This is a genomic window from Streptomyces chryseus (assembly GCF_014650755.1).
Lineage (GTDB): Bacteria > Actinomycetota > Actinomycetes > Streptomycetales > Streptomycetaceae > Streptomyces > Streptomyces chryseus.
The window spans coordinates 21,801-39,613 of record NZ_BMVO01000025.1; the positions used below are offsets into that span (position 1 = coordinate 21,801).

Consider the following 17,813-nt stretch of genomic DNA (forward strand, 5'->3'; position numbering starts at 1 on the left):
TAGCCGATCGGGTATCGGTTACCGGGCCCGTCACCGGGAGCACCGGCTCTAGAACAGGCCCTTGTAGCCCTGCCATCCGGTGGCGATCTGCGTGCGGCCGCCGAAGGAGCCACGGCCGTTGCCGTCGTTGCGGAAGAGCTTGCCGGCGGAGTCCCGCACGACGATGTCCGCCCTGCCGTCACCACTCACGTCACCGACGCCGACGAGGGCGTTGTAGGACCGCCCCCAGTCCTCGAAGACCTGCACGCGGCCCTCGAACCAGCCGTCGCCGGTCCCTTCGTAGCGCCAGAGGCCGCCGGACCTGTCGTGCGCGAGCAGATCCGCCCGGCCGTCCCCGGTGATGTCACCGACGCCGGCGATCCGCCCGTACGTCTTCCAGTTCGAACCGACCTTCACCTTGGCCGCGAGCTTGCCGCCCGCCGCACCGGCGAAGAAGTACATGTCGCCGGTCGACGCCTGACGGGCGACCAGGTCCGGACGGCGGTCGCCGTTCATGTCGCCGGGAGACGTCAGCACGTTGTACTGGCCCCATCCGCTCCCCAGTGAGCTGGACGCCGTCGAAACGGTCAGGGCCTTACCGCACTTCGGCTTGTACGCCCGGAGTTCGCCGGAGGCCGACCGCACCAGCACGTCGTTGCACCGGTCGCCGTTCACGTCGCCGAACGGCACGGCGTACGCCGACGAGGCCCACCCGGTGGCCGAGGTCTTCCCGGAGAACTTCCCGGCGCCGGTCCCGTGGTGGAAGGTGAAGCTGCCGTGGAAGTTGAGCGTCAGCAGATCCCCGACGGTGTCGTCCCCGACGAAGTCGTGGCGCACGGGTGACGCTCCCCGCAGCTCGACCGTGCCCGTACGCCGGAGCGCGGGGCCGTTGCCGTCGGCGGGCAGGACGGACAGCGTCCAGGCGTACGTGCCGTTCGGGAAGGCGGCATCTCCCTGCGCGCCGGGCACCATGCCGTGCCAGCGTGCTTCGAGCCGCTCGCGCACGGCGCCGCCGCGGACCGTGTCGACGGTCCTGCCGGTGACCTTGTCGCGCAGCGTCAGTGTCCAGGACGCGGCTGGCTTGGACAGCGGCGTGACGGTGACGATCTCCGGTACGGCGTCGAAAGTGCGTGCGGTGACCTGGGGGATGTCGACCGGGGACCCTGCCGTGGCCATGGGCTGCCCGGGCACGCCGGACGGGACCAGGTGCACCCGCTCGTCGCCGTCGACGTAGGCGGCGTTCCCGGCGAAGCGGTCGACGGTCCACCGCACATGGCGCTGCGAGACGCCCGTGTCCGGGAGGTCGCCGACGGTGCGGCTCCGGGCCTGGCCGGTGTCCACGGCTGTGAGGAGGAGCTTCCCGTCGGCCTTGTCGTGCGTGACCACCCACCCGTCACCGAGCAGCGCCTCACCGGAGGGCACGGGAATGGACTTCTTCTCCGTACGGTCGTACACCCCGGCCGGGCCGCCCGAGGGGCAGCTCCAGTACAGCCAGCGCCCGACCGCCTGAAGCTCCTCGGGCACGCAGCCCGCGCCGGTGTCCGCCGTCTCGACGGTCGTCCCGGCGGCGAGGTCCCGCGCGGTGACCACGCCTTTCGCCACACCCGGGGTCCACAGCCGGCCCGCCCAGACGGCGGCGGCGCCGGCGTCGCGCTGGACGACGGCCTTGCCGTCGGAGAGGCGGTAGAGGGTCTGCCTTCCCCCCGCTTCGGAGGTGTGGAGGAGATGGCCAGGGGTGACGGAGGTGATTTCCCCGCCGGGGGGGACGAGGATCGAAGCATGGTCGTCGTTCCTGGGCCCGTCGATACGGACCAGGTCCTTCTCGGCGGTGTACTCCTCCAGCCTGGCGAACCGCCCGTCACCCACGCCGTGCAGCGCCGCGCAAGCCGCGTCGTCATGCGCACACCACGGCGGGTAGGCAACCGCGTTCATGAGCCGGGATCGCTCTCCGTACGTCGGCGTCCCGGTGGCGCTGAGCGTGCGGCCGTGGGCCTCCCTCGTGCCCGTGCTGTTGTCGACGAGGCCGAGGCGCCCCTGCGCGAGCGCCAGGCCTCCGACCACCGCCGACAGTTGCGGCAGCTTCTTCACAAGGGTCGCCCGGGGCTGGCCGTCCCCATCTGCGGTGATGCGGCGAATGGCCCAGTCAGTGGGGTAGGACGAGCCGCCGACCACCACTGCGGTCCCACCGGGGCCGCTCGTCAGCGCTCCTGTGCTCCTCGCTGTGACAGTCAGCGGCGCGCCACCTGCGATCGGCTTGGCCATGATTGCTGACGTGTTGCTCTCGTACACCACCCATTGACCGACAACCGCCAGGTTGTGCTGCGGTGCACCGTCGGGCGTCACGTCCACCGTGGTGGGCTCGGCCGGGAGGTCGTCGCGGGGGATGACGAGAACAGCGGTCTTGCTCGTGCTGTACACCGCGAGATGCTCGTCGGAGAGCTTCGCGTACTGGTATCCCTCGGGAAGCGGAGCGCTGATCCCGCTCACCTGGCCTGTAAGCGGGTCAACCTGCACGAGACGAATACGGTCGTCGGTTTTGCCGATTTTGCCGAGGAACACGATCCCCTTGTGGTCTCCGGCAACAGGGGCGCCCAGCATCCCGCCCGCGGGCAGTCCCGTGACGACGGCATGACGCGTACCGCCGTCTCCGTCGGACGACAGCAGGTGCAACCTCCTGGCGCCGTGACCGTCGGAATCGACGACGTTGTCGAAGGCCACTGCCGTCCCATCGAATACACGAAGGAGGGCGAGACCATCAGGAATGGTGAACTTGTGGTTCGTACCGTCCGATGCGTTCCGGAACTCCACTTGCGCGCCGTTGTCATACGTCACATGGGCCAAAGCATCGGTCCCCGTAGGGCGGGCGACGGCTCCGGCATCGGGCACCGCGAACGTCTTGCCGTCCTCGAACCGGGTCCACTGCAGACCATCGAGGCCGGCTTCCCGGTGGAACACTCCGCGGGCGCCGACGCCGTCCGCGTCCCAGGCCTGTACCCCACCGAACAGCGTCGCCGATCGTGCCGCGTCCCGAAGTGCCGGCGGAATGACGACTTCCTGCACGGCAGGCGGCACATCCTCCTTCGCGGCCGCTGCGGCGTCCACGGACGTACAGAGTCCGATCCCCATGGCTGCGGCGATCGTGCCGCGCACAAGGGCGTGTCGTGTCACTCGGTTCCCTCCCCGGGAGCCAGAAGAAAGGCGTGGGGAAGCGACGGCGGCTGTGTGTCACGCGCGCCGTCGGCGAATCGAATCGAGCCACGCCCCCCGGCAGTGCCCCCCATGCAAGTGGGGCGGAGCGTAGCAGGAGTCACGGGTGGGGGGAAAGGGAAAAGAAAAGCGGGCCCGTTCGTGAAGAACGGGCCCGCCTTCGCAGGTCAGCGGCCTACGCCGCCGAGCTGATCAGCTATCAGCTGCGCTTCCAGCGCGGCTTGTCGTCGCGGCGGCCGAACGAGCCGGTCGCCGTGCCGCTGCCACGGTGGTCGTCGCGACGGCCCTGCGGGCGGTCGTGGCCGGTGCGGAAGCCGCCACCGGTGGCCGGACGGTCGTCACGGCGGTCGCGGTTGAACGGACGGTCGGCGCCGCCGGTGCGGAAGCCGCCACCGGTGGCCGGGCGGTCGTCGCGGCGCTGGAAACCACCGCGCTCGCCGCCACCACGGTTGTCGTCACGGCGGAAGCCACCGCCACGGTTGTCGTCACGACGCTCGAACGGACGGCCACCACGGTCGCCACCCGCCGGACGGTCGTCACGGCGCTGGAAACCACCGCGCTCGCCGCCACCACGGTTGTCGTCACGGCGGAAGCCGCCACCACGGTTGTCGTCACGACGCTCGAACGGACGGCCACCACGGTCGCCACCCGCCGGACGGTCGTCACGGCGCTGGAACCCGCCACGCTCGCCGCCACCACGGTTGTCGTCGCGACGGAAGCCACCACGGTCGCCACCGCGGTCGCCGCCGCGGAAGCCGCCACGGTCACCGCCACGGTCGCCACCGCGGTCGTCACGGCGCTGGAAGTTGCCCCGGTCGTCGCGACGCTCCGGTGCCTGCGCCGGCACGGCGGCGGCGGCCTCGGCGGCCGCCAGCTCGGCCTCGGCGGCCTTCGCCATCTCGGCGACGGCCTCGTCCGGGTCCTCGCCGCGCTCACGCGCCGCGCGGGCGACCAGACGGTCGGCCTCCTCGCGCAGCTCGGTCGCCCGGCGCTGGACGCGCTCCAGCTCGCGGGTGAGCTCCTTGGCCTCGCGCTCCGCCTGCTTGGCGGCGTTGTTCGCGGAGTCGGCCTGGACCTCGGTGAGCGAACGGGCGCCGGTGATCTCGGCGACCTCCGGCTCGAACGCGCCCGCACCGCCGACGATGTGGCGCGAGGCGTCGACGCCCGCGTCCTCCATCAGGCGGAAGATCTGGCGGCGCTGGTGCGGCAGCGACAGGGAGACGACGACACCGGACTTGCCGGCGCGGGCGGTACGGCCCGAGCGGTGCAGGTAGTCCTTGTGGTCACCGGCCGGGTCGACGTTCAGGACCAGGTCGATGCCGTCGACGTGGATGCCGCGAGCGGCGACGTCGGTGGCGACCAGGGCGTTGACGTAACCCTTCTTGAAGTCCTCGAGGACGCGCGTACGGGCGCCCTGCGTCATGCCGCCGTGCAGCGCGTCGGCCTTGACGCCCGAGTCCTGGAGCTGCTCGGCGATGCGGTCCGCGCCCAGCTGGGTGCGGACGAAGATGATCGTGCGGCCCTTGCGGGCGGCGATCGCGGCCGTGACCGGCGCCTTGTCCTTCGGCTTCACGACGAGGACGTGGTGGGTCATGGTCGAGACGTTGCCCTGCGCGCTGTCGACCTCGTGCGTGACGGGGTTCGTCAGGTAGCGCTTGACCAGCGTGCTGATCTCGTTCTCCATGGTGGCGGAGAAGAGCATGCGCTGGCCGCCGCCGGGGATCTGGTCGAGCAGCTCGGTGACCTCGGGCAGGAAGCCCAGGTCGGACATCTGGTCGGCCTCGTCGAGGACGGCGACCTGGACGGCTCCGAGCGACGCGGCGCCTCGGTTGAGGAGGTCGCGCAGACGGCCCGGGGTGGCGACGAGGACGTCGACGCCGCGCTCCAGGGCGTAGATCTGGTTGCTCATGGACGTACCGCCGCAGACGACCTTCATCTTCAGGCCGAGTACGTCGCCGTACGGCTGCAGCGCGTCCGCGACCTGCATCGCGAGCTCACGCGTCGGGGTCAGGATGATCGCGCGGGGCTTCTTCTTCTCGGTGTGACCGCCGGCCAGCTGGGCCAGGGTCGGCAGACCGAAGGAGAGCGTCTTGCCGGAGCCGGTGCGGCCACGGCCGAGGATGTCCTTGCCGGCCAGGGCGTCCGGGATGGTCGCGGCCTGGATCGGGAAGGGGGCGGTGACGCCGTTCTGCGCGAGCTTGCGGACGATGCCGTCCGGCAGGCCCAGGGAGGCGAAGGTCACGGAGGGCTCGGTGTTCTCGTCGGCCTCGTCGGCCTCGATCACGTCGGTCGCGTCGGTGCTCTCGGTGAGCTCGGCGGGGGTCTCGGTGGTGACCTCTGCGGCCTCGACGACGTCGGCGGTCACTACGACCGTCTCGTTCTCGGGCATGGCGGTGCGGTCAGTGCTGGAAATGGACATACGAAATGCGAAACCTCTCGGAGTCTCGGCACGCGCCCAAACTCCGTGAAATCGCAAATCAATCGCAAATCGACCGCCTCAGTGCGGTCAGTCACGGTAAGGGAGAGTACGCGCCACGGGGCGCTCCAGGTCCTCGTTCTTTACGAGAACTCAACGGCGCCGGGCAATGGGATCAAACGATCTATAACCATACGCACCCTCCCCCCCTTATGGCAAACCGAGGCCCCTACACCGGCCCCACCTGCGGTGATGCCTCCGGCTCCCGCACCATTTCGCGCCGCTGCCCCATCGCCGCCGTCTGCGTGTCCGCCGCCGGTGACGCCGAGGGCGGCGGCGGGGTCGGCTCCGGTTCGGACGGCTCCGGGGGCGGCGGCTCGGTGACCGGGGGCGGCTCGGGCGGCTGCGGAGGCTTCGTCGGCGTCGGCGTGTCCTGCGTCGGGGTCGGTACGCCGGGGCGCGGCTTCGGCCGGGTGCCGTCGCCCCGGGGCGGGGCCTCGCCGCTCTTCGACGGCGAGGCCGAGGCGCCCGGCGACGCGCCGGGACTCGCCGACGGGTCGTCCCCGGCCTTGCCGTCCTTGGCCTTCTCGCGGCCGTCCCGGTCCTTCTGGGCCCGCCCGCTCGTACGGTCGATCCCCGTCCCGGTCCGCGCCTGCCCGCCGTCGGGCTCCGCGGCCGCCGCCTCCTGCCCGGCCGCCGAACGGGACGGCTCCGGCCTGCCTCCCTCGTCGCTCACGCTCATGCAGCCCGCGGACGCCGCGACCGCGAGGACGGCGGCGGCGAGTCTGGCGGGGGCCAATCGGACAGGCGGGAGCAACTGGCGCACGAGCGGCACCTCCGGGGCACGGCGGGCGGGTTTCACTGCCCAACTCCCTTTAACCCACAAGGGACACGCACGGGTGACCGGGTGAACGCGCCGGGCGGCCGGGGGCGAAGGCCCGGCACGGCCCCCGACGGCGCGTCAGGCCCCGGCCGCTCCGCGGCCCCCGGCTAGCCCGCCAGGGCCCGCCCGAGGGCCGACCCCAGGAAGACCGCCGCGAGCCCCACGAGCAGCGAACCGCCCGCGTTGGCCACCGCCAGGACGCCCCGCCCGCGCTCGGCCAGCCGCAGCGTCTCGTAGCTGAAGGTCGAGTACGTCGAAAGGGCCCCGCAGAGCCCGGTCCCGAGCAGCGCGTACGTCCCCGAGGACACCACCGCCCCCGTGAGCACCCCCAGCACCAGGCTCGCCCCCGCGTTGACCACGAACGTCCCCCACGGGAACTCGCCGGCGTGCCGCGCCTGCACCGCACGGTCCGTCAGGTACCGCAGCGGCGCCCCGACAGCCGCCCCCAGCGCCACCAGCAGCCAGCTCACGCGGCGGCCCCGGCCCGGCCGACCGCCGCCCGCGTCAACCTCACCCCGGCCCACACCGCGCCCATCGCCCCCGCGAACGTCCCGGCGGCGTACGCGGTCGCGGTGAGCGCCTCCCCCCGCTCCAGCAGCCGCGCCACGTCCGCCGCGTACGTCGAGAAGGTCGTGAAGCCACCGAGGACGCCGGCCCCGAGGAACGGCCTGGCCAGCGCGTGCCCCCGGCCCTGCTCGGCCACCAGCACCATCAGCACGCCGATCAGCGCGCAGCCCACCACGTTGACGCCGAGGGTCGTCCACATGCTCCCCGGCCACAGCACCGCCGCCCCGTACCGGCCCAGCGCCCCCAGCACACCGCCCGCCGCGACCGCGGCCGGCACCCGCCACCCGCCGCGCCCGGCGGTCTCGGCGCGCTGCGCGGGCACCCGCAGGTCGACATCGGGGTCGACGGCGTCACCGGGGCCGGCCGGCCCGCTCACCCGTACCCCAGCGCGTGCAGCCTCTCGTCGTCGATGCCGAAGTGGTGCGCCACCTCGTGGACGACGGTGATCTCCGTCTCGGCGACGACGTCCTCCCGGGACTCGCACATCCGCAGGGTCGGCCCCCGGTAGATCGTGATCCGGTCCGGCAGCACGCCCGCGTACCACTCGCCGCGGTCCGTCAGCGGGGTCCCCTCGTACAGCCCGAGCAGGTCGGGGCCGTGGTCGGGATGGTCCGCCGGCGGTTCGTCCTCCACGAACACGGCGACGTTGTCCATCAACCGCGTCAGCTCCGGCGGGATCCTGTCCAGCGCCTCGGCGACCAGTTCCTCGAACTCCTCACGCGTCATCTCCAGCACCCGGCCATTGTCACGTAATTCCGTGCGACAGGGTGGAGACGGGCCACGGCGGGCATGGGCCACCGCCCGCCTGGGCATACGGGACCAATGGCCCGCGCTTCCTTTCGTGCCACGCTGACCCGCCTGCGACACCACTACCGCTCCCGTGACACCGCCCCCACCAGCACCCTCGTCCGGACCCCCCATCCCTACGCGCGGGCGCTGGGCCTCGCCGCCGTGGTCCTGTGCGGCGCGTGGCTCGGGCTGCTGATCGTCGGCAGTGTCCGTACTCCGGTCGGTCCGATGGACACGACCATGACGCTCCGCGCGTCCGCCGCCGGCGGCACGAAGATCAACGTCTCGCCGCTGGGCGCTCTGGAACTCGACACCCACACCGCGCCCCTGCGCCTCGACGTGGACGTCGACCAGCTCGACCCGGCCCGCTCCCAGGCCCTCGTCGAACACCCCGAGCGCCTCTCGGGCCTCCAGGAGGAGATCACCCAGGACGTCGCCGACGGCGCGACGGAACTGGCCGTACGCTCCTGCGTCGCCGTCGTGTCCGGCGCCACCGCCCTCGGCCTCGCCGTCTACCGCCGCCCGCGCCGCGCCCTCGCGGCGGGCGGCCTCGCGCTCGCCCTGCTGACCGCGTCGGCCGTCAGCGCGTACGCCACCTGGAACCCGAAGTCGGTCCTGGAGCCGAAGTTCTCCGGCCTGCTGTCCTCCGCGCCCTCGGTCGTCGGCAACGCGCGCAGCATCGTCAGCGAGTTCGACGTCTACCAGAAGGAGCTGGCGCGCCTGGTCACCAACGTGACGAAGCTGTACGACGCCACCTCGACGCTCCCGACCTACCAGCCAGACCCGGCGACGATGCGCGTCCTGCACGTCTCGGACATCCACCTCAACCCGGCGTCGTGGCACATCATCGGCTCGCTCGTCGAGCAGTACGACATCGACCTGATCATCGACTCCGGCGACACCATGGACCACGGCAGCGCCGCCGAGAACGGTTTCCTGGACCCGATCTCCGACCTGGGAGCGCCGTATGTCTGGGTCCGGGGCAACCACGATTCGCTCGCCACTCAGGACTACCTCGAACGGCTCAAGAACGTCCACGTCCTCGACGAGGGCCGGGCGGTCACCGTGGCGGGCATCCGGGTGGCCGGCACCGGCGATCCGCAGTTCACCCCGGACCGCTCGGTCGAGGCGCAGGGCGATCCGGCCGAGCGCATGGCGGGGATACGCCTCGCTTCGGCGCTGCGCGACCAGCGGCGGGCCGGTACGCCGGTCGACATCGCGGTGGCGCACAACCCGGTCGCGGCGCGCGAGACCGACGGCACGGTTCCGCTGGTCCTGGCGGGGCACGTGCACAACCGCAGGACGCAGGTGCTGAAGCACGGCACCCGCCTCAAGATCGAGGGTTCGACGGGCGGCGGCGGCCTGCGCGCGCTGCAGAACGACGAGCCCGAGAAGGTCCGTACGTCGGTGCTCTACCTGGACCGTTCGACCAAGCGGCTGCAGGCGTGGGACGAGGTCACGCTGGGGGGCCTGGGCCTGACGACGGCCGAGGTCAGCCGCCACCTGCCGGCCGAGAACCGGCCGGGCGCCCCCACCTCGCAGACCCCGTCCGCCACGCCCCCCTCACCCTCCCCGTAAACCGTTTTGGCGAACGGTCCCGCCATCCCATATGCTTCTCACGTCCCCGACGCGCTGCAAAGCGCCCAGGCGGGCTCTAGCCCTCATCGTCTAGTGGCCCAGGACGCCGCCCTTTCAAGGCGGTAGCACGGGTTCGAATCCCGTTGGGGGCACGCACAACCGTGTGCGAGACTTGTTCTCGCACCACGCTTGGTCCTGTGGAGCAGTTTGGAGTGCTCGCCACCCTGTCAAGGTGGAGGCCGCGGGTTCAAATCCCGTCAGGACCGCTGCGGATCGCGAGATCCGAGTGGCTGGGTAGCTCAGTTGGTACGAGCGATCGCCTGAAAAGCGATAGGTCGCCGGTTCGATCCCGGCCCCAGCCACCATGACGAAAGCCCCCGTCCACGGACGGGGGCTTTCGCGTACCCGTCGGCCCCCCGAAGGCCCCGCCCACCGGACGGGGCCGTTCGCGTCAGCCCTCCTCGGGCACCTTCCGGCGGCGGGCCCGCAGCGCCAGTACCGCGCCGACCACCGCCACCACGCCGGTCAGGAGCACCGCGTCGGGCACGGACGCGCCGAGGCCGCCCACCCACTCCTCGACGGCGAACGAGTCGTCCACGTCCAGCAGACCGGGCAGCGCCGTCGTGCCGTCGAACACCAGGAACAGCGTGCCCAGGGCGACGAAGAAGAGGCCGGACAGCAGCGACGTGGTGTGCAGCTCGAAGCGCCCCACCCGAAACGTCCGCCCCCGCAGCCAGTGCCGCTTCCCGAGCTCGAACCGCTCCCAGAGCAGCGCGAGGACGAAGAGCGGCACGGCCATGCCCAACGCGTAGACGGCCAGCAGCAGTCCGCCGTACACCGGACTGCCGCTGACGGCCGCGACCGTCAGGACGCTGCCGAGGATGGGGCCCGCGCAGAAGCCGGCCAGACCGTAGACGGCTCCCAGCGCGTACACGGACGCCGCCGTCGTGGGCCTGATCCGCCCCGACAGCGCGGCCATGCGCCGGGACGCGAAGCCCCTCCCCAGGATCTGCGCGACGCCGAGCGCGACGATCAGCCAGCCGCCGGCCAGGACGAGCTGGTCCCGGTGCCCGTAGAAGAGCCGCCCGGCGTACGAGCCGGCCGCGCCCAGCGGCACGAGGGTCGTGGCGAGTCCGGCGTAGAAGATGCCGGTCCTGGCCGTCAGCCGGGACGTCGTGTCGATCGAGTACGCGAAGAACGCGGGGAGCAGCAGGGCGCTGCACGGGCTGAGCAGGGCGAGCAGCCCGCCGAGGAAGGCGGCGAGATACCCGATGTCGGGGCTCACCGGTCCGCCTTGGCGTCCTTGGCGTCCTTCGTGTCCTTCGTGTCCTTCGTGTCCTTCGTGTCCTTGGCGGTCCTCGCCGCCTTGGCCGCCGCCTCGATCGCGTGCGTGAAGGTCGCGGCGGGCTGGGCGCCGGCGATCGGCCTGCCGTTGACGAGGAAGGACGGCGTCGAGGTGGCCCCCAGCTGGTACGCCTCCTCCTGGTCCGTCCGCACGGCCTTCGCGGCGGCCTCGCCGCCGGCGTCGCGGGTGAAGCGGGCGATGTCCTTCACGCCCGCCTCCTCGGCCAACGCCTTGAGCCGTGCCTCGCCGAAGCCCTTCTCCTTGGCCCCCTCGGCGTACGCGGCCGCGTGGAACTGCCAGAAGCGGCCCTGCCGGCCGGCCGCCCACGCCGCACGCGCCGCCGCGTCCGACTCCTTGCCGAAGATCGGGAAGTTGCGCCACTCGATGCGCAGGGTGCCGTTCTCGACGTACTTCTTCACGAGCGCGGGCTCGGTGTCGCGGGCGAACTTGCCGCAGTAGCCGCACAGGAAGTCGGCGTACTCGATGAGCACGACGGGCGCGTCGGCCCGGCCCTGGGCGAGCGCGTCGCCGTGGTCGCGCCGGGCGAGTTTCGCCAGCTCGGGGTAGACACCGGCCTGCGGATCGGCGGAGACCTCGGCCGCCGGTACGTCGGCGGAGGCGGCGCCGCCGGGCTTGGTGGCGGTGTACGAGGCGACGCCGAGGAGGGCGGCCGCGACGGCGACGGCCGCGCCGATGCCGATGTTGCGGCGGGTGGAGGTCCTGGAGGAGGTGGTCATGGGTGTTTCGGTACTCCTGAACGGATGCGGGAGGCGGAGACGAGGGGCCGGCGAGCGGCGGCGCGAGGCAGCCGGGAGCCGGGAGCCGGGAAGCCGATGGACCGGGCGGGGCCACTTTCCCCGCCCCGCCCCTTCCCGAACCGGGGCTCCGCCCCGGCCCCGGCTCTCGGACGCCGGACGGGGCGGACAACCGGAGGCCGCAGCCCCGGAAGCAGGGCACGGGACGCCGCCGGTGGGCCGAAGGGGGCGGATCGGAGAGCAGTGGGCTGTCCGGGGTGCCGTACGGCCCGTCCGGTGGTCCGGGGCGGGGCGGGCGGGCCGGGGACCGAGCCGGCCGCGGACCCGCCTACACCCGCAGGATCGAGAGGTCTTCCGGGGTCGGTGGGTCCAACGGCGGCGGCAGGTGGCCGGGGGCGCGATGCGGGACCAGGTCCTCGGCTCCCCAGGAGCCTCCACCGGCCCTGGCCGCGCACAGGGTGGCCGGCAGTTCGTACGCCGCACCGCCCCGCGGCGGCGCCACCGGCACGCTCGCCGGACCGGGGTGCCGCTGTCGGCACCCGGGCTCCGGGGCGTCGGAGGCGGCGGCGAAGCCGGCGGCGGACGCCGGGCCGGCGGTGGGGGCTGGAGCAGGGGCGTAAGCCGTCGCCGGGCTGGAGGAACGCGCGTAGGGCGTCTCCGCCGCCGGGCCGAAAGCCGGGGCCGAAGCCGGGGCGGTCACCGCACCCGAAGCCGGAACCGGGCCCCCGGCGCCGGGCACGCCCCCACCCCCCGTGTCCGTACCGAGCAGCAGCATGATCACCACGAGCACCGTACCCACCAGGGCACTCACGGTCGCCGCGCTGCGGCGCCGGGGGCTGACCTGGGGCATTGGCTCTGGATCTCCTGTCCGGGGACGTCCCGTCAAGCGTAAAGGCTCCCCCGACGCCGCCCCGCGGAAATCGGTTCGCCAGTCGCGACCGGCGGGTGAGATCCTGAATCAGGTATGTCTACTTCCTTCGCCGACCTCCAGACCGTGCTCGGAGGGCTGCCGCTGCGCGACGCCCACCGGCTCGGCCGCCGTCTCGACGGCGCCCGCCGCATCCGCAAGCCCGAGGCCCGCCAGGCCGTCCTGGACGAAATCGCCGCCGAGGCCGAGAAGTCCGCCGCCCGCCTGGCGCAGCGTGCTGCCCGGATGCCCGAGATCACGTATCCGGAGTCGTTGCCGGTCAGCCAGCGCAAGGACGACATCGCCGAGGCGATACGCGACCACCAGGTCGTGATCGTCGCGGGTGAGACCGGCTCCGGCAAGACGACGCAGATCCCCAAGATCTGCATGGAGCTCGGCCGTGGCGTGAAGGGCATGATCGGCCACACCCAGCCCCGCCGCCTCGCCGCCCGCACCGTCGCCGAACGCATCGCGGACGAGCTGAAGACCCCGCTCGGCGAGGCGGTCGGCTGGAAGGTCCGGTTCACCGACCAGGTCAATCCGGACGCGACCTTCGTCAAGCTCATGACGGACGGCATCCTGCTCGCCGAGATCCAGACGGACCGCGAGCTGCGCGCGTACGACACGATCATCATCGACGAGGCCCACGAGCGGTCGCTCAACATCGACTTCCTGCTGGGATATCTCGCCCAGCTGCTCCCCAAGCGCCCCGACCTCAAGGTGGTCATCACCTCCGCGACCATCGACCCCGAGCGCTTCTCCCGCCACTTCGGCGACGCGCCGATCGTCGAGGTCAGCGGCCGTACGTACCCCGTCGAGGTCCGCTACCGGCCCCTCCTCGAAGACGACAGCGACGACTCCGACCGCGACCAGATCACCGCGATCGCCGACGCGGTGGACGAGCTCCAGGCCGAGGGCCCCGGCGACATCCTCGTCTTCCTCTCCGGCGAGCGGGAGATCCGCGACACCGCCGACGCGCTCAACAAGAGGAACCTGCGCCACACCGAGGTCCTCCCCCTCTACGCCCGCCTCTCGCACGCCGAGCAGCACCGCGTCTTCCAGCGCCACACCGGCCGGCGCATCGTCCTCGCCACCAACGTCGCGGAGACCTCGCTCACCGTCCCGGGCATCAAGTACGTGATCGACCCGGGCACCGCCCGCATCTCGCGCTACAGCCACCGCACCAAGGTCCAGCGCCTGCCGATCGAGCGGATCAGCCAGGCCAGCGCCAACCAGCGCAAGGGCCGTTGCGGCCGTACGTCCGACGGCATCTGCATCCGGCTGTACGCCGAGGACGACTTCCTCACCCGGCCCGAGTTCACCGACGCCGAGATCCTGCGGACGAACCTGGCCTCCGTCATCCTCCAGATGACCGCCGCCGGCCTCGGCGACATCGAGAAGTTCCCCTTCATCGACCCGCCGGACCACCGCAACATCCGCGACGGCGTCCAGCTCCTCCAGGAGCTCGGCGCGCTCGATCCGGCCGAGAAGGATCCGAAGAAGCGGCTCACCGAGCAGGGCCGCAAGCTGGCCCAGCTCCCCGTCGACCCCCGCCTGGCCCGCATGGTGCTGGAGGCCGACAAGAACGGCTGCGTGCGCGAGGTCATGGTGATCGCCTCCGCGCTCTCCATCCAGGACCCGCGCGAGCGCCCCTCCGAGAAGCAGCAGCAGGCGGACCAGCAGCACGCCCGCTTCAAGGACGAGACGTCCGACTTCCTCGCCTATCTCAACCTCTGGCGGTACGTCCGGGAGCAGCAGAAGGAGCGCGGCTCCTCCAGCTTCCGCCGGATGTGCAAGTCGGAGTATCTGAACTTTCTGCGCATTCGCGAATGGCAGGACATCTACACCCAGCTGCGGTCGGTCGCGAAGCAGATGGGCATACACGTCAACGAGGACGACGCGCCCGAGCTGTCCGTGCACCAGTCCCTGCTGGCCGGTCTGCTGTCCCACATCGGGCTCAAGGACACCGAGAAGAACGAGTACCTCGGGGCCCGCAGCGCCAAGTTCGCGATCTTCCCCGGCTCGGCGCTGTTCAAGAAGCAGCCCCGCTTCATCATGTCCGCCGAGCTGGTCGAAACGTCACGCCTGTGGGCGCGGGTCAACGCGAGGATCGAACCGGAGTGGATCGAGCCGCTCGCCCAGCACCTCATCAAGCGCACGTACAGCGAGCCGCACTGGGAGAAGGACCAGGCGGCCGTCATGGCGTACGAGAGGGTCACGCTGTACGGCGTCCCGATCGTCGCCCAGCGCAAGGTCAACTACGGCCGGATCGACCCGGAGACGAGCCGCGACCTTTTCATTCGCAACGCCCTGGTCGAGGGTGACTGGCGGACCCACCACAAGTTCTACGCGGACAACCGCAAGCTCCTCACCGAGGTCGAGGAGCTGGAGCACCGGGCGCGCCGCCGCGACATCCTGGTGGACGACGAGACGCTCTTCGACTTCTACGACAAGCGCATCCCCGAACACGTCGTCTCGGGCGCGCACTTCGACTCGTGGTGGAAGCACAAGAAGCGCGAGGAGCCCGAACTCCTCGACTTCGAGCGCGAGATGCTCATCAACGAGAAGGCCGGGGCGGTCACCAAGGACGACTACCCGGACTCCTGGCGGCAGGGCAAGCTCAAGTTCCGGGTGACGTACCAGTTCGAGCCGGGCGCGGACGCGGACGGCGTGACCGTCCACATCCCCCTCCAGGTGCTCAACCAGGTCACGTCCGAGGGCTTCGACTGGCAGATCCCGGGCCTGCGCGCGGACGTGGTCACCGAGCTGATCCGCTCCCTCCCCAAGCCGATCCGCCGGCACTACGTCCCGGCCCCGGACTACGCGCGCAAGTTCCTGGACCGCGCCGTGCCGCTCCAGGAGCCGCTGCCGCTCACGCTCGCCCGCGAGCTGAAGCGGATGGTCGGCGTCCCGGTCGAGGCGGACGACTTCGACCTCTCCCGCGTCCCGGACCACCTGAAGATCACCTTCCGGATCATCGACGAGCGGCGCAGGAACCTCGCCGAGGACAAGGATCTGGAGGCGCTGCGGCTCACGCTGCGCCCCAAGGCCCGTCAGGCGCTCTCCAAGGCCGCCGCGGCGACCGCGGGCCCCACGGGCGAGTCCATCGAACGCAAGGGCCTCACGGGCTGGTCCATCGGCACGCTCAGCCGCGTCTTCGAGACGCGCAGGGCCGGGCAGCCGGTCCGGGCGTACCCGGCCCTCGTCGACGAGGGCGAGAGCGTCGCCGTACGGCTCTTCGACACCGAGGCCGAGCAGCGGCAGGCGATGTGGCGCGGCACGCGGCGGCTCATCATGCTGAACATCCCGGTCAACCCGGCGAAGTTCGCGTCGGACAAGCTCAGCAACCAGCAGAAGCTGGCGCTCTCGCGCAATCCGCACGGTTCGATCCAGGCGCTCTTCGACGACTGCGCGACGGCCGCCGCCGACCAGTTGATCGCCGACCACGGCGGCCCGGCCTGGGACGAGGAGGCGTTCCGGAAGCTGTTCGACAAGGTCCGCGCCGACCTCGTGGACACGACCGTGCGCACGGTGAACCAGGTCCAGCAGATCCTGGCGGCCTGGCAGGCGTGCGAGCGCCGGCTGAAGGCCACGAGCAGCCTGGCCCTGATGAACAACCTCGCCGACGTACGCGACCAGCTGGCGTTCCTGGTGCCGCCCGGCTTCGTGACGAAGACGGGGCTGCGCCGGCTGCCCGATCTGATGCGCTATCTCGTCGCGGCCGACCGCAGGCTCCAGCAGATGCCCACGGCCGTCCAGCGCGACACCACGCGCATGGAGAAGGTCCACGAGATGCAGGACGAGTACGCCTGGCTGCTGGAGCAGCTGCCTCAGGGCAGGCCCGTTCCGCAGGAGGTGCTGGACATCCGCTGGATGATCGAGGAGCTGCGGGTGAGCTACTTCGCGCACGCCCTCGGGACGGCCCAACCGGTCTCGGACAAGCGGATCGTGAAGGCGATCGACGCGGCGGCCCCGTAACTCCGCCGTCGCCATGAGTGAGTTCGCCCGCACCCCCTGACCTGCTGTACAGTCTGTCTTCGCAGCGCAACGCAGTACGGCGCGGCGAATCAAGGTCCTGTGGAGCAGTTTGGAGTGCTCGCCACCCTGTCAAGGTGGAGGCCGCGGGTTCAAATCCCGTCAGGACCGCACGACAAGAAGTACGAGAAGGCCCGGATCCGCAAGGATCCGGGCCTTCTTGCGTCTTGACTGCGTCATCTGCCACCGGTACCCAGGCATCAGGGCATCGGGGGGCCCGCACCGGGGAGGTGGCGCATGGCGGCATCAACGGCCAGGCACGAGACGCGCGCACTGCTGCGCGCCCATCTGGCGGCCTCGACGGGGTATCGGCATCTCACACGGCACTGTCCCATCTGCCACCGGCTCCTGCGGCTCGCCATGGAGCCGGAACCGGCGAAGCCGGCCAGGCCGGTGAGCGCGGAGGGCGGCGGGGCCGGGGAGCCGGCGGCGGACGCCGAGGAGAGCGGCCCGCCGGACCGCTGAACCCCTATCGCCGGTCGGCCGGCGATGCACAAGGGCCAGGCGCTGTGACGGGTGTCACGCCACGAGTTTCGGGAACCGGTGGACTTACACCCTTCCTACAACGGGCCAATTTAATATGTGCAATTGCACCTCTCCCCAAGGGTCGCCCCGAGGCTTCCGCACCCGTCCCCGGGAGTCGGCGGACCGCAGGTCAGAGCGGTCGCCACCGCCTCGGTGCGGGCACAAAAAGATCGCGCTGGACCCGGCGGAGTCCAGCGCGATCGACGACGCACCCGTCATGCATGGATGTGGCGCCTGTTGGGGCAGACGCCTGTCGTGTGGTGCTCAGGTGGGCGTCCGGGTTGGGGGACCCGGAGGAATGCCCGGTAAAGCGGGGTTATGCGGTTGTTCAGGCCTCGCTGCGCTGCTGCGGAATGCCCGCAAGCAGTGCGCGGACCTCAGCCTCGCGGTAACGCCGGTGTCCACCAAGCGTGCGGATGGACGTGAGCTTGCCTGCCTTGGCCCAGCGCGTAACCGTCTTCGGGTCCACGCGGAACATCGTGGCAACCTCAGCCGGGGTCAGCAGCGGCTCGGCGTCAGGGGTGCGAGCGGTCATGAGCGGCCTCCTCGGGAGAACCGAACCATCACGGTTCTTTCCTCTAAATTCTGCACCTTGACCCGCGTTGCCCGAAATGGCGGACGCGGGCCGAGTCGGTTATAGGACGAACGGCTTGTCCTCGGCACTACAACTACACCATCCGTCCAGCCACGTCGGCCAAACCGATGGAATTGCCCTCCCAGGTGTTCATCAGCGACGAAGCCGATGGACCATGCCATAGCGGACAGTCACGTCACAGTGACGATCAGTCGCAGAGCGATCAGGAGCCACCAGACCCCCCATAGCGCGC

13 protein-coding genes and 4 tRNA genes are annotated in these 17,813 nt (G+C 71.3%); 7 read left to right on the forward strand and 10 right to left on the reverse strand.

What is annotated here, in order from left to right:
- Positions 1 to 48: 48 nt before the first annotated feature.
- From IE185_RS27220 to IE185_RS27245, 6 genes are all read right to left on the reverse strand, one after another.
- Positions 49 to 3,105, reverse strand: coding sequence for an FG-GAP repeat domain-containing protein (locus tag IE185_RS27220; protein WP_138897160.1), 3,057 nt, complete (start codon positions 3,103 to 3,105; stop codon positions 49 to 51).
- 280 nt (positions 3,106 to 3,385) lie between these two features.
- Positions 3,386 to 5,605, reverse strand: a complete 2,220-nt coding sequence (locus tag IE185_RS27225; protein ID WP_189716194.1) for a DEAD/DEAH box helicase — start codon at positions 5,603 to 5,605, stop codon at positions 3,386 to 3,388.
- Between the two features lie 226 nt (positions 5,606 to 5,831).
- Positions 5,832 to 6,428: a hypothetical protein gene (locus IE185_RS27230; RefSeq protein WP_229843725.1), complete on the reverse strand. Its 597-nt coding sequence runs from the start codon at positions 6,426 to 6,428 to the stop codon at positions 5,832 to 5,834.
- 164 nt (positions 6,429 to 6,592) lie between these two features.
- On the reverse strand, positions 6,593 to 6,955 hold the full coding sequence (locus tag IE185_RS27235; RefSeq protein WP_138907779.1) for a fluoride efflux transporter FluC: 363 nt from the start codon (positions 6,953 to 6,955) through the stop codon (positions 6,593 to 6,595).
- Entirely contained in the window at positions 6,952 to 7,428 is a 477-nt protein-coding gene (locus tag IE185_RS27240; RefSeq protein WP_189716196.1) for a fluoride efflux transporter FluC, read from the reverse strand. Before IE185_RS27240 ends, IE185_RS27235 begins: the two co-directional genes overlap by 4 nt.
- Positions 7,425 to 7,787, reverse strand: coding sequence for a metallopeptidase family protein (locus IE185_RS27245; protein WP_189716198.1), 363 nt, complete (start codon positions 7,785 to 7,787; stop codon positions 7,425 to 7,427). The genes IE185_RS27240 and IE185_RS27245 overlap by 4 nt, the downstream gene beginning before the upstream one ends.
- An 87-nt stretch (positions 7,788 to 7,874) precedes the next feature.
- Between IE185_RS27245 and IE185_RS27250 the strand changes: the two genes are divergently transcribed.
- The 4 genes from IE185_RS27250 (at position 7,875) to IE185_RS27265 (ending at position 9,784) form a co-directional block, all read left to right on the forward strand.
- Positions 7,875 to 9,419, forward strand: a complete 1,545-nt coding sequence (locus IE185_RS27250; RefSeq protein WP_189716200.1) for a metallophosphoesterase family protein — start codon at positions 7,875 to 7,877, stop codon at positions 9,417 to 9,419.
- Between the two features lie 79 nt (positions 9,420 to 9,498).
- A tRNA-Glu gene (locus IE185_RS27255) sits at positions 9,499 to 9,571 on the forward strand.
- 39 nt (positions 9,572 to 9,610) lie between these two features.
- Positions 9,611 to 9,685: transfer RNA gene (locus IE185_RS27260), tRNA-Asp, on the forward strand.
- Positions 9,686 to 9,707: 22 nt separating this feature from the next.
- Positions 9,708 to 9,784, forward strand: a tRNA-Phe gene (locus tag IE185_RS27265).
- A gap of 86 nt (positions 9,785 to 9,870) precedes the next feature.
- On the opposite strand, the gene IE185_RS27270 is transcribed toward IE185_RS27265, so the two are convergent.
- The 3 genes from IE185_RS27270 to IE185_RS27280 all read right to left on the reverse strand — a co-directional run bounded on the left by IE185_RS27270 (position 9,871) and on the right by IE185_RS27280 (position 12,369).
- Complete coding sequence (locus tag IE185_RS27270) at positions 9,871 to 10,704, reverse strand: cytochrome c biogenesis CcdA family protein (protein ID WP_138899324.1); 834 nt, start codon at positions 10,702 to 10,704, stop codon at positions 9,871 to 9,873.
- Positions 10,701 to 11,501, reverse strand: coding sequence for a DsbA family protein (locus tag IE185_RS27275; RefSeq protein ID WP_138899323.1), 801 nt, complete (start codon positions 11,499 to 11,501; stop codon positions 10,701 to 10,703). The genes IE185_RS27270 and IE185_RS27275 overlap by 4 nt, the downstream gene beginning before the upstream one ends.
- Before the next feature lie 346 nt (positions 11,502 to 11,847).
- Positions 11,848 to 12,369 carry a hypothetical protein gene (locus IE185_RS27280; RefSeq protein ID WP_138908306.1) on the reverse strand — a complete coding sequence of 174 codons (522 nt, stop codon included), beginning with the start codon at positions 12,367 to 12,369 and terminating at the stop codon, positions 11,848 to 11,850.
- Positions 12,370 to 12,483: 114 nt separating this feature from the next.
- Between IE185_RS27280 and hrpA the strand changes: the two genes are divergently transcribed.
- The 3 genes from hrpA (at position 12,484) to IE185_RS27295 (ending at position 16,926) form a co-directional block, all read left to right on the forward strand.
- Positions 12,484 to 16,404 (forward strand): ATP-dependent RNA helicase HrpA, encoded by a 3,921-nt coding sequence (gene hrpA, locus IE185_RS27285; RefSeq protein ID WP_138897524.1) that lies wholly within the window; start codon positions 12,484 to 12,486, stop codon positions 16,402 to 16,404.
- A gap of 93 nt (positions 16,405 to 16,497) precedes the next feature.
- A tRNA-Asp gene (locus tag IE185_RS27290) sits at positions 16,498 to 16,572 on the forward strand.
- Positions 16,573 to 16,698: 126 nt separating this feature from the next.
- Complete coding sequence (locus IE185_RS27295) at positions 16,699 to 16,926, forward strand: DUF6274 family protein (protein ID WP_138897525.1); 228 nt, start codon at positions 16,699 to 16,701, stop codon at positions 16,924 to 16,926.
- Positions 16,927 to 17,314: 388 nt separating this feature from the next.
- On the opposite strand, the gene bldC is transcribed toward IE185_RS27295, so the two are convergent.
- Positions 17,315 to 17,521, reverse strand: coding sequence for a developmental transcriptional regulator BldC (bldC, locus tag IE185_RS27300; protein ID WP_003949541.1), 207 nt, complete (start codon positions 17,519 to 17,521; stop codon positions 17,315 to 17,317).
- Positions 17,522 to 17,813 lie beyond the last annotated feature (292 nt).

What these genes read in the sequence shown, in the direction of transcription:
- IE185_RS27220 (WP_138897160.1), bottom strand. Translation starts at nt 3,105, where the DNA reads ATGGGGATCGGACTCTGTACGTCCGTGGACGCCGCAGCGGCCGCGAAG.
- IE185_RS27225 (WP_189716194.1), bottom strand. Translation starts at nt 5,605, where the DNA reads ATGTCCATTTCCAGCACTGACCGCACCGCCATGCCCGAGAACGAGACG.
- IE185_RS27250 (WP_189716200.1), top strand. Translation starts at nt 7,875, where the DNA reads ATGGCCCGCGCTTCCTTTCGTGCCACGCTGACCCGCCTGCGACACCAC.
- IE185_RS27275 (WP_138899323.1), bottom strand. Translation starts at nt 11,501, where the DNA reads ATGACCACCTCCTCCAGGACCTCCACCCGCCGCAACATCGGCATCGGC.
- IE185_RS27280 (WP_138908306.1), bottom strand. Translation starts at nt 12,369, where the DNA reads ATGCCCCAGGTCAGCCCCCGGCGCCGCAGCGCGGCGACCGTGAGTGCC.
- hrpA (WP_138897524.1), top strand. Translation starts at nt 12,484, where the DNA reads ATGTCTACTTCCTTCGCCGACCTCCAGACCGTGCTCGGAGGGCTGCCG.
- IE185_RS27295 (WP_138897525.1), top strand. Translation starts at nt 16,699, where the DNA reads ATGGCGGCATCAACGGCCAGGCACGAGACGCGCGCACTGCTGCGCGCC.
- bldC (WP_003949541.1), bottom strand. Translation starts at nt 17,521, where the DNA reads ATGACCGCTCGCACCCCTGACGCCGAGCCGCTGCTGACCCCGGCTGAG.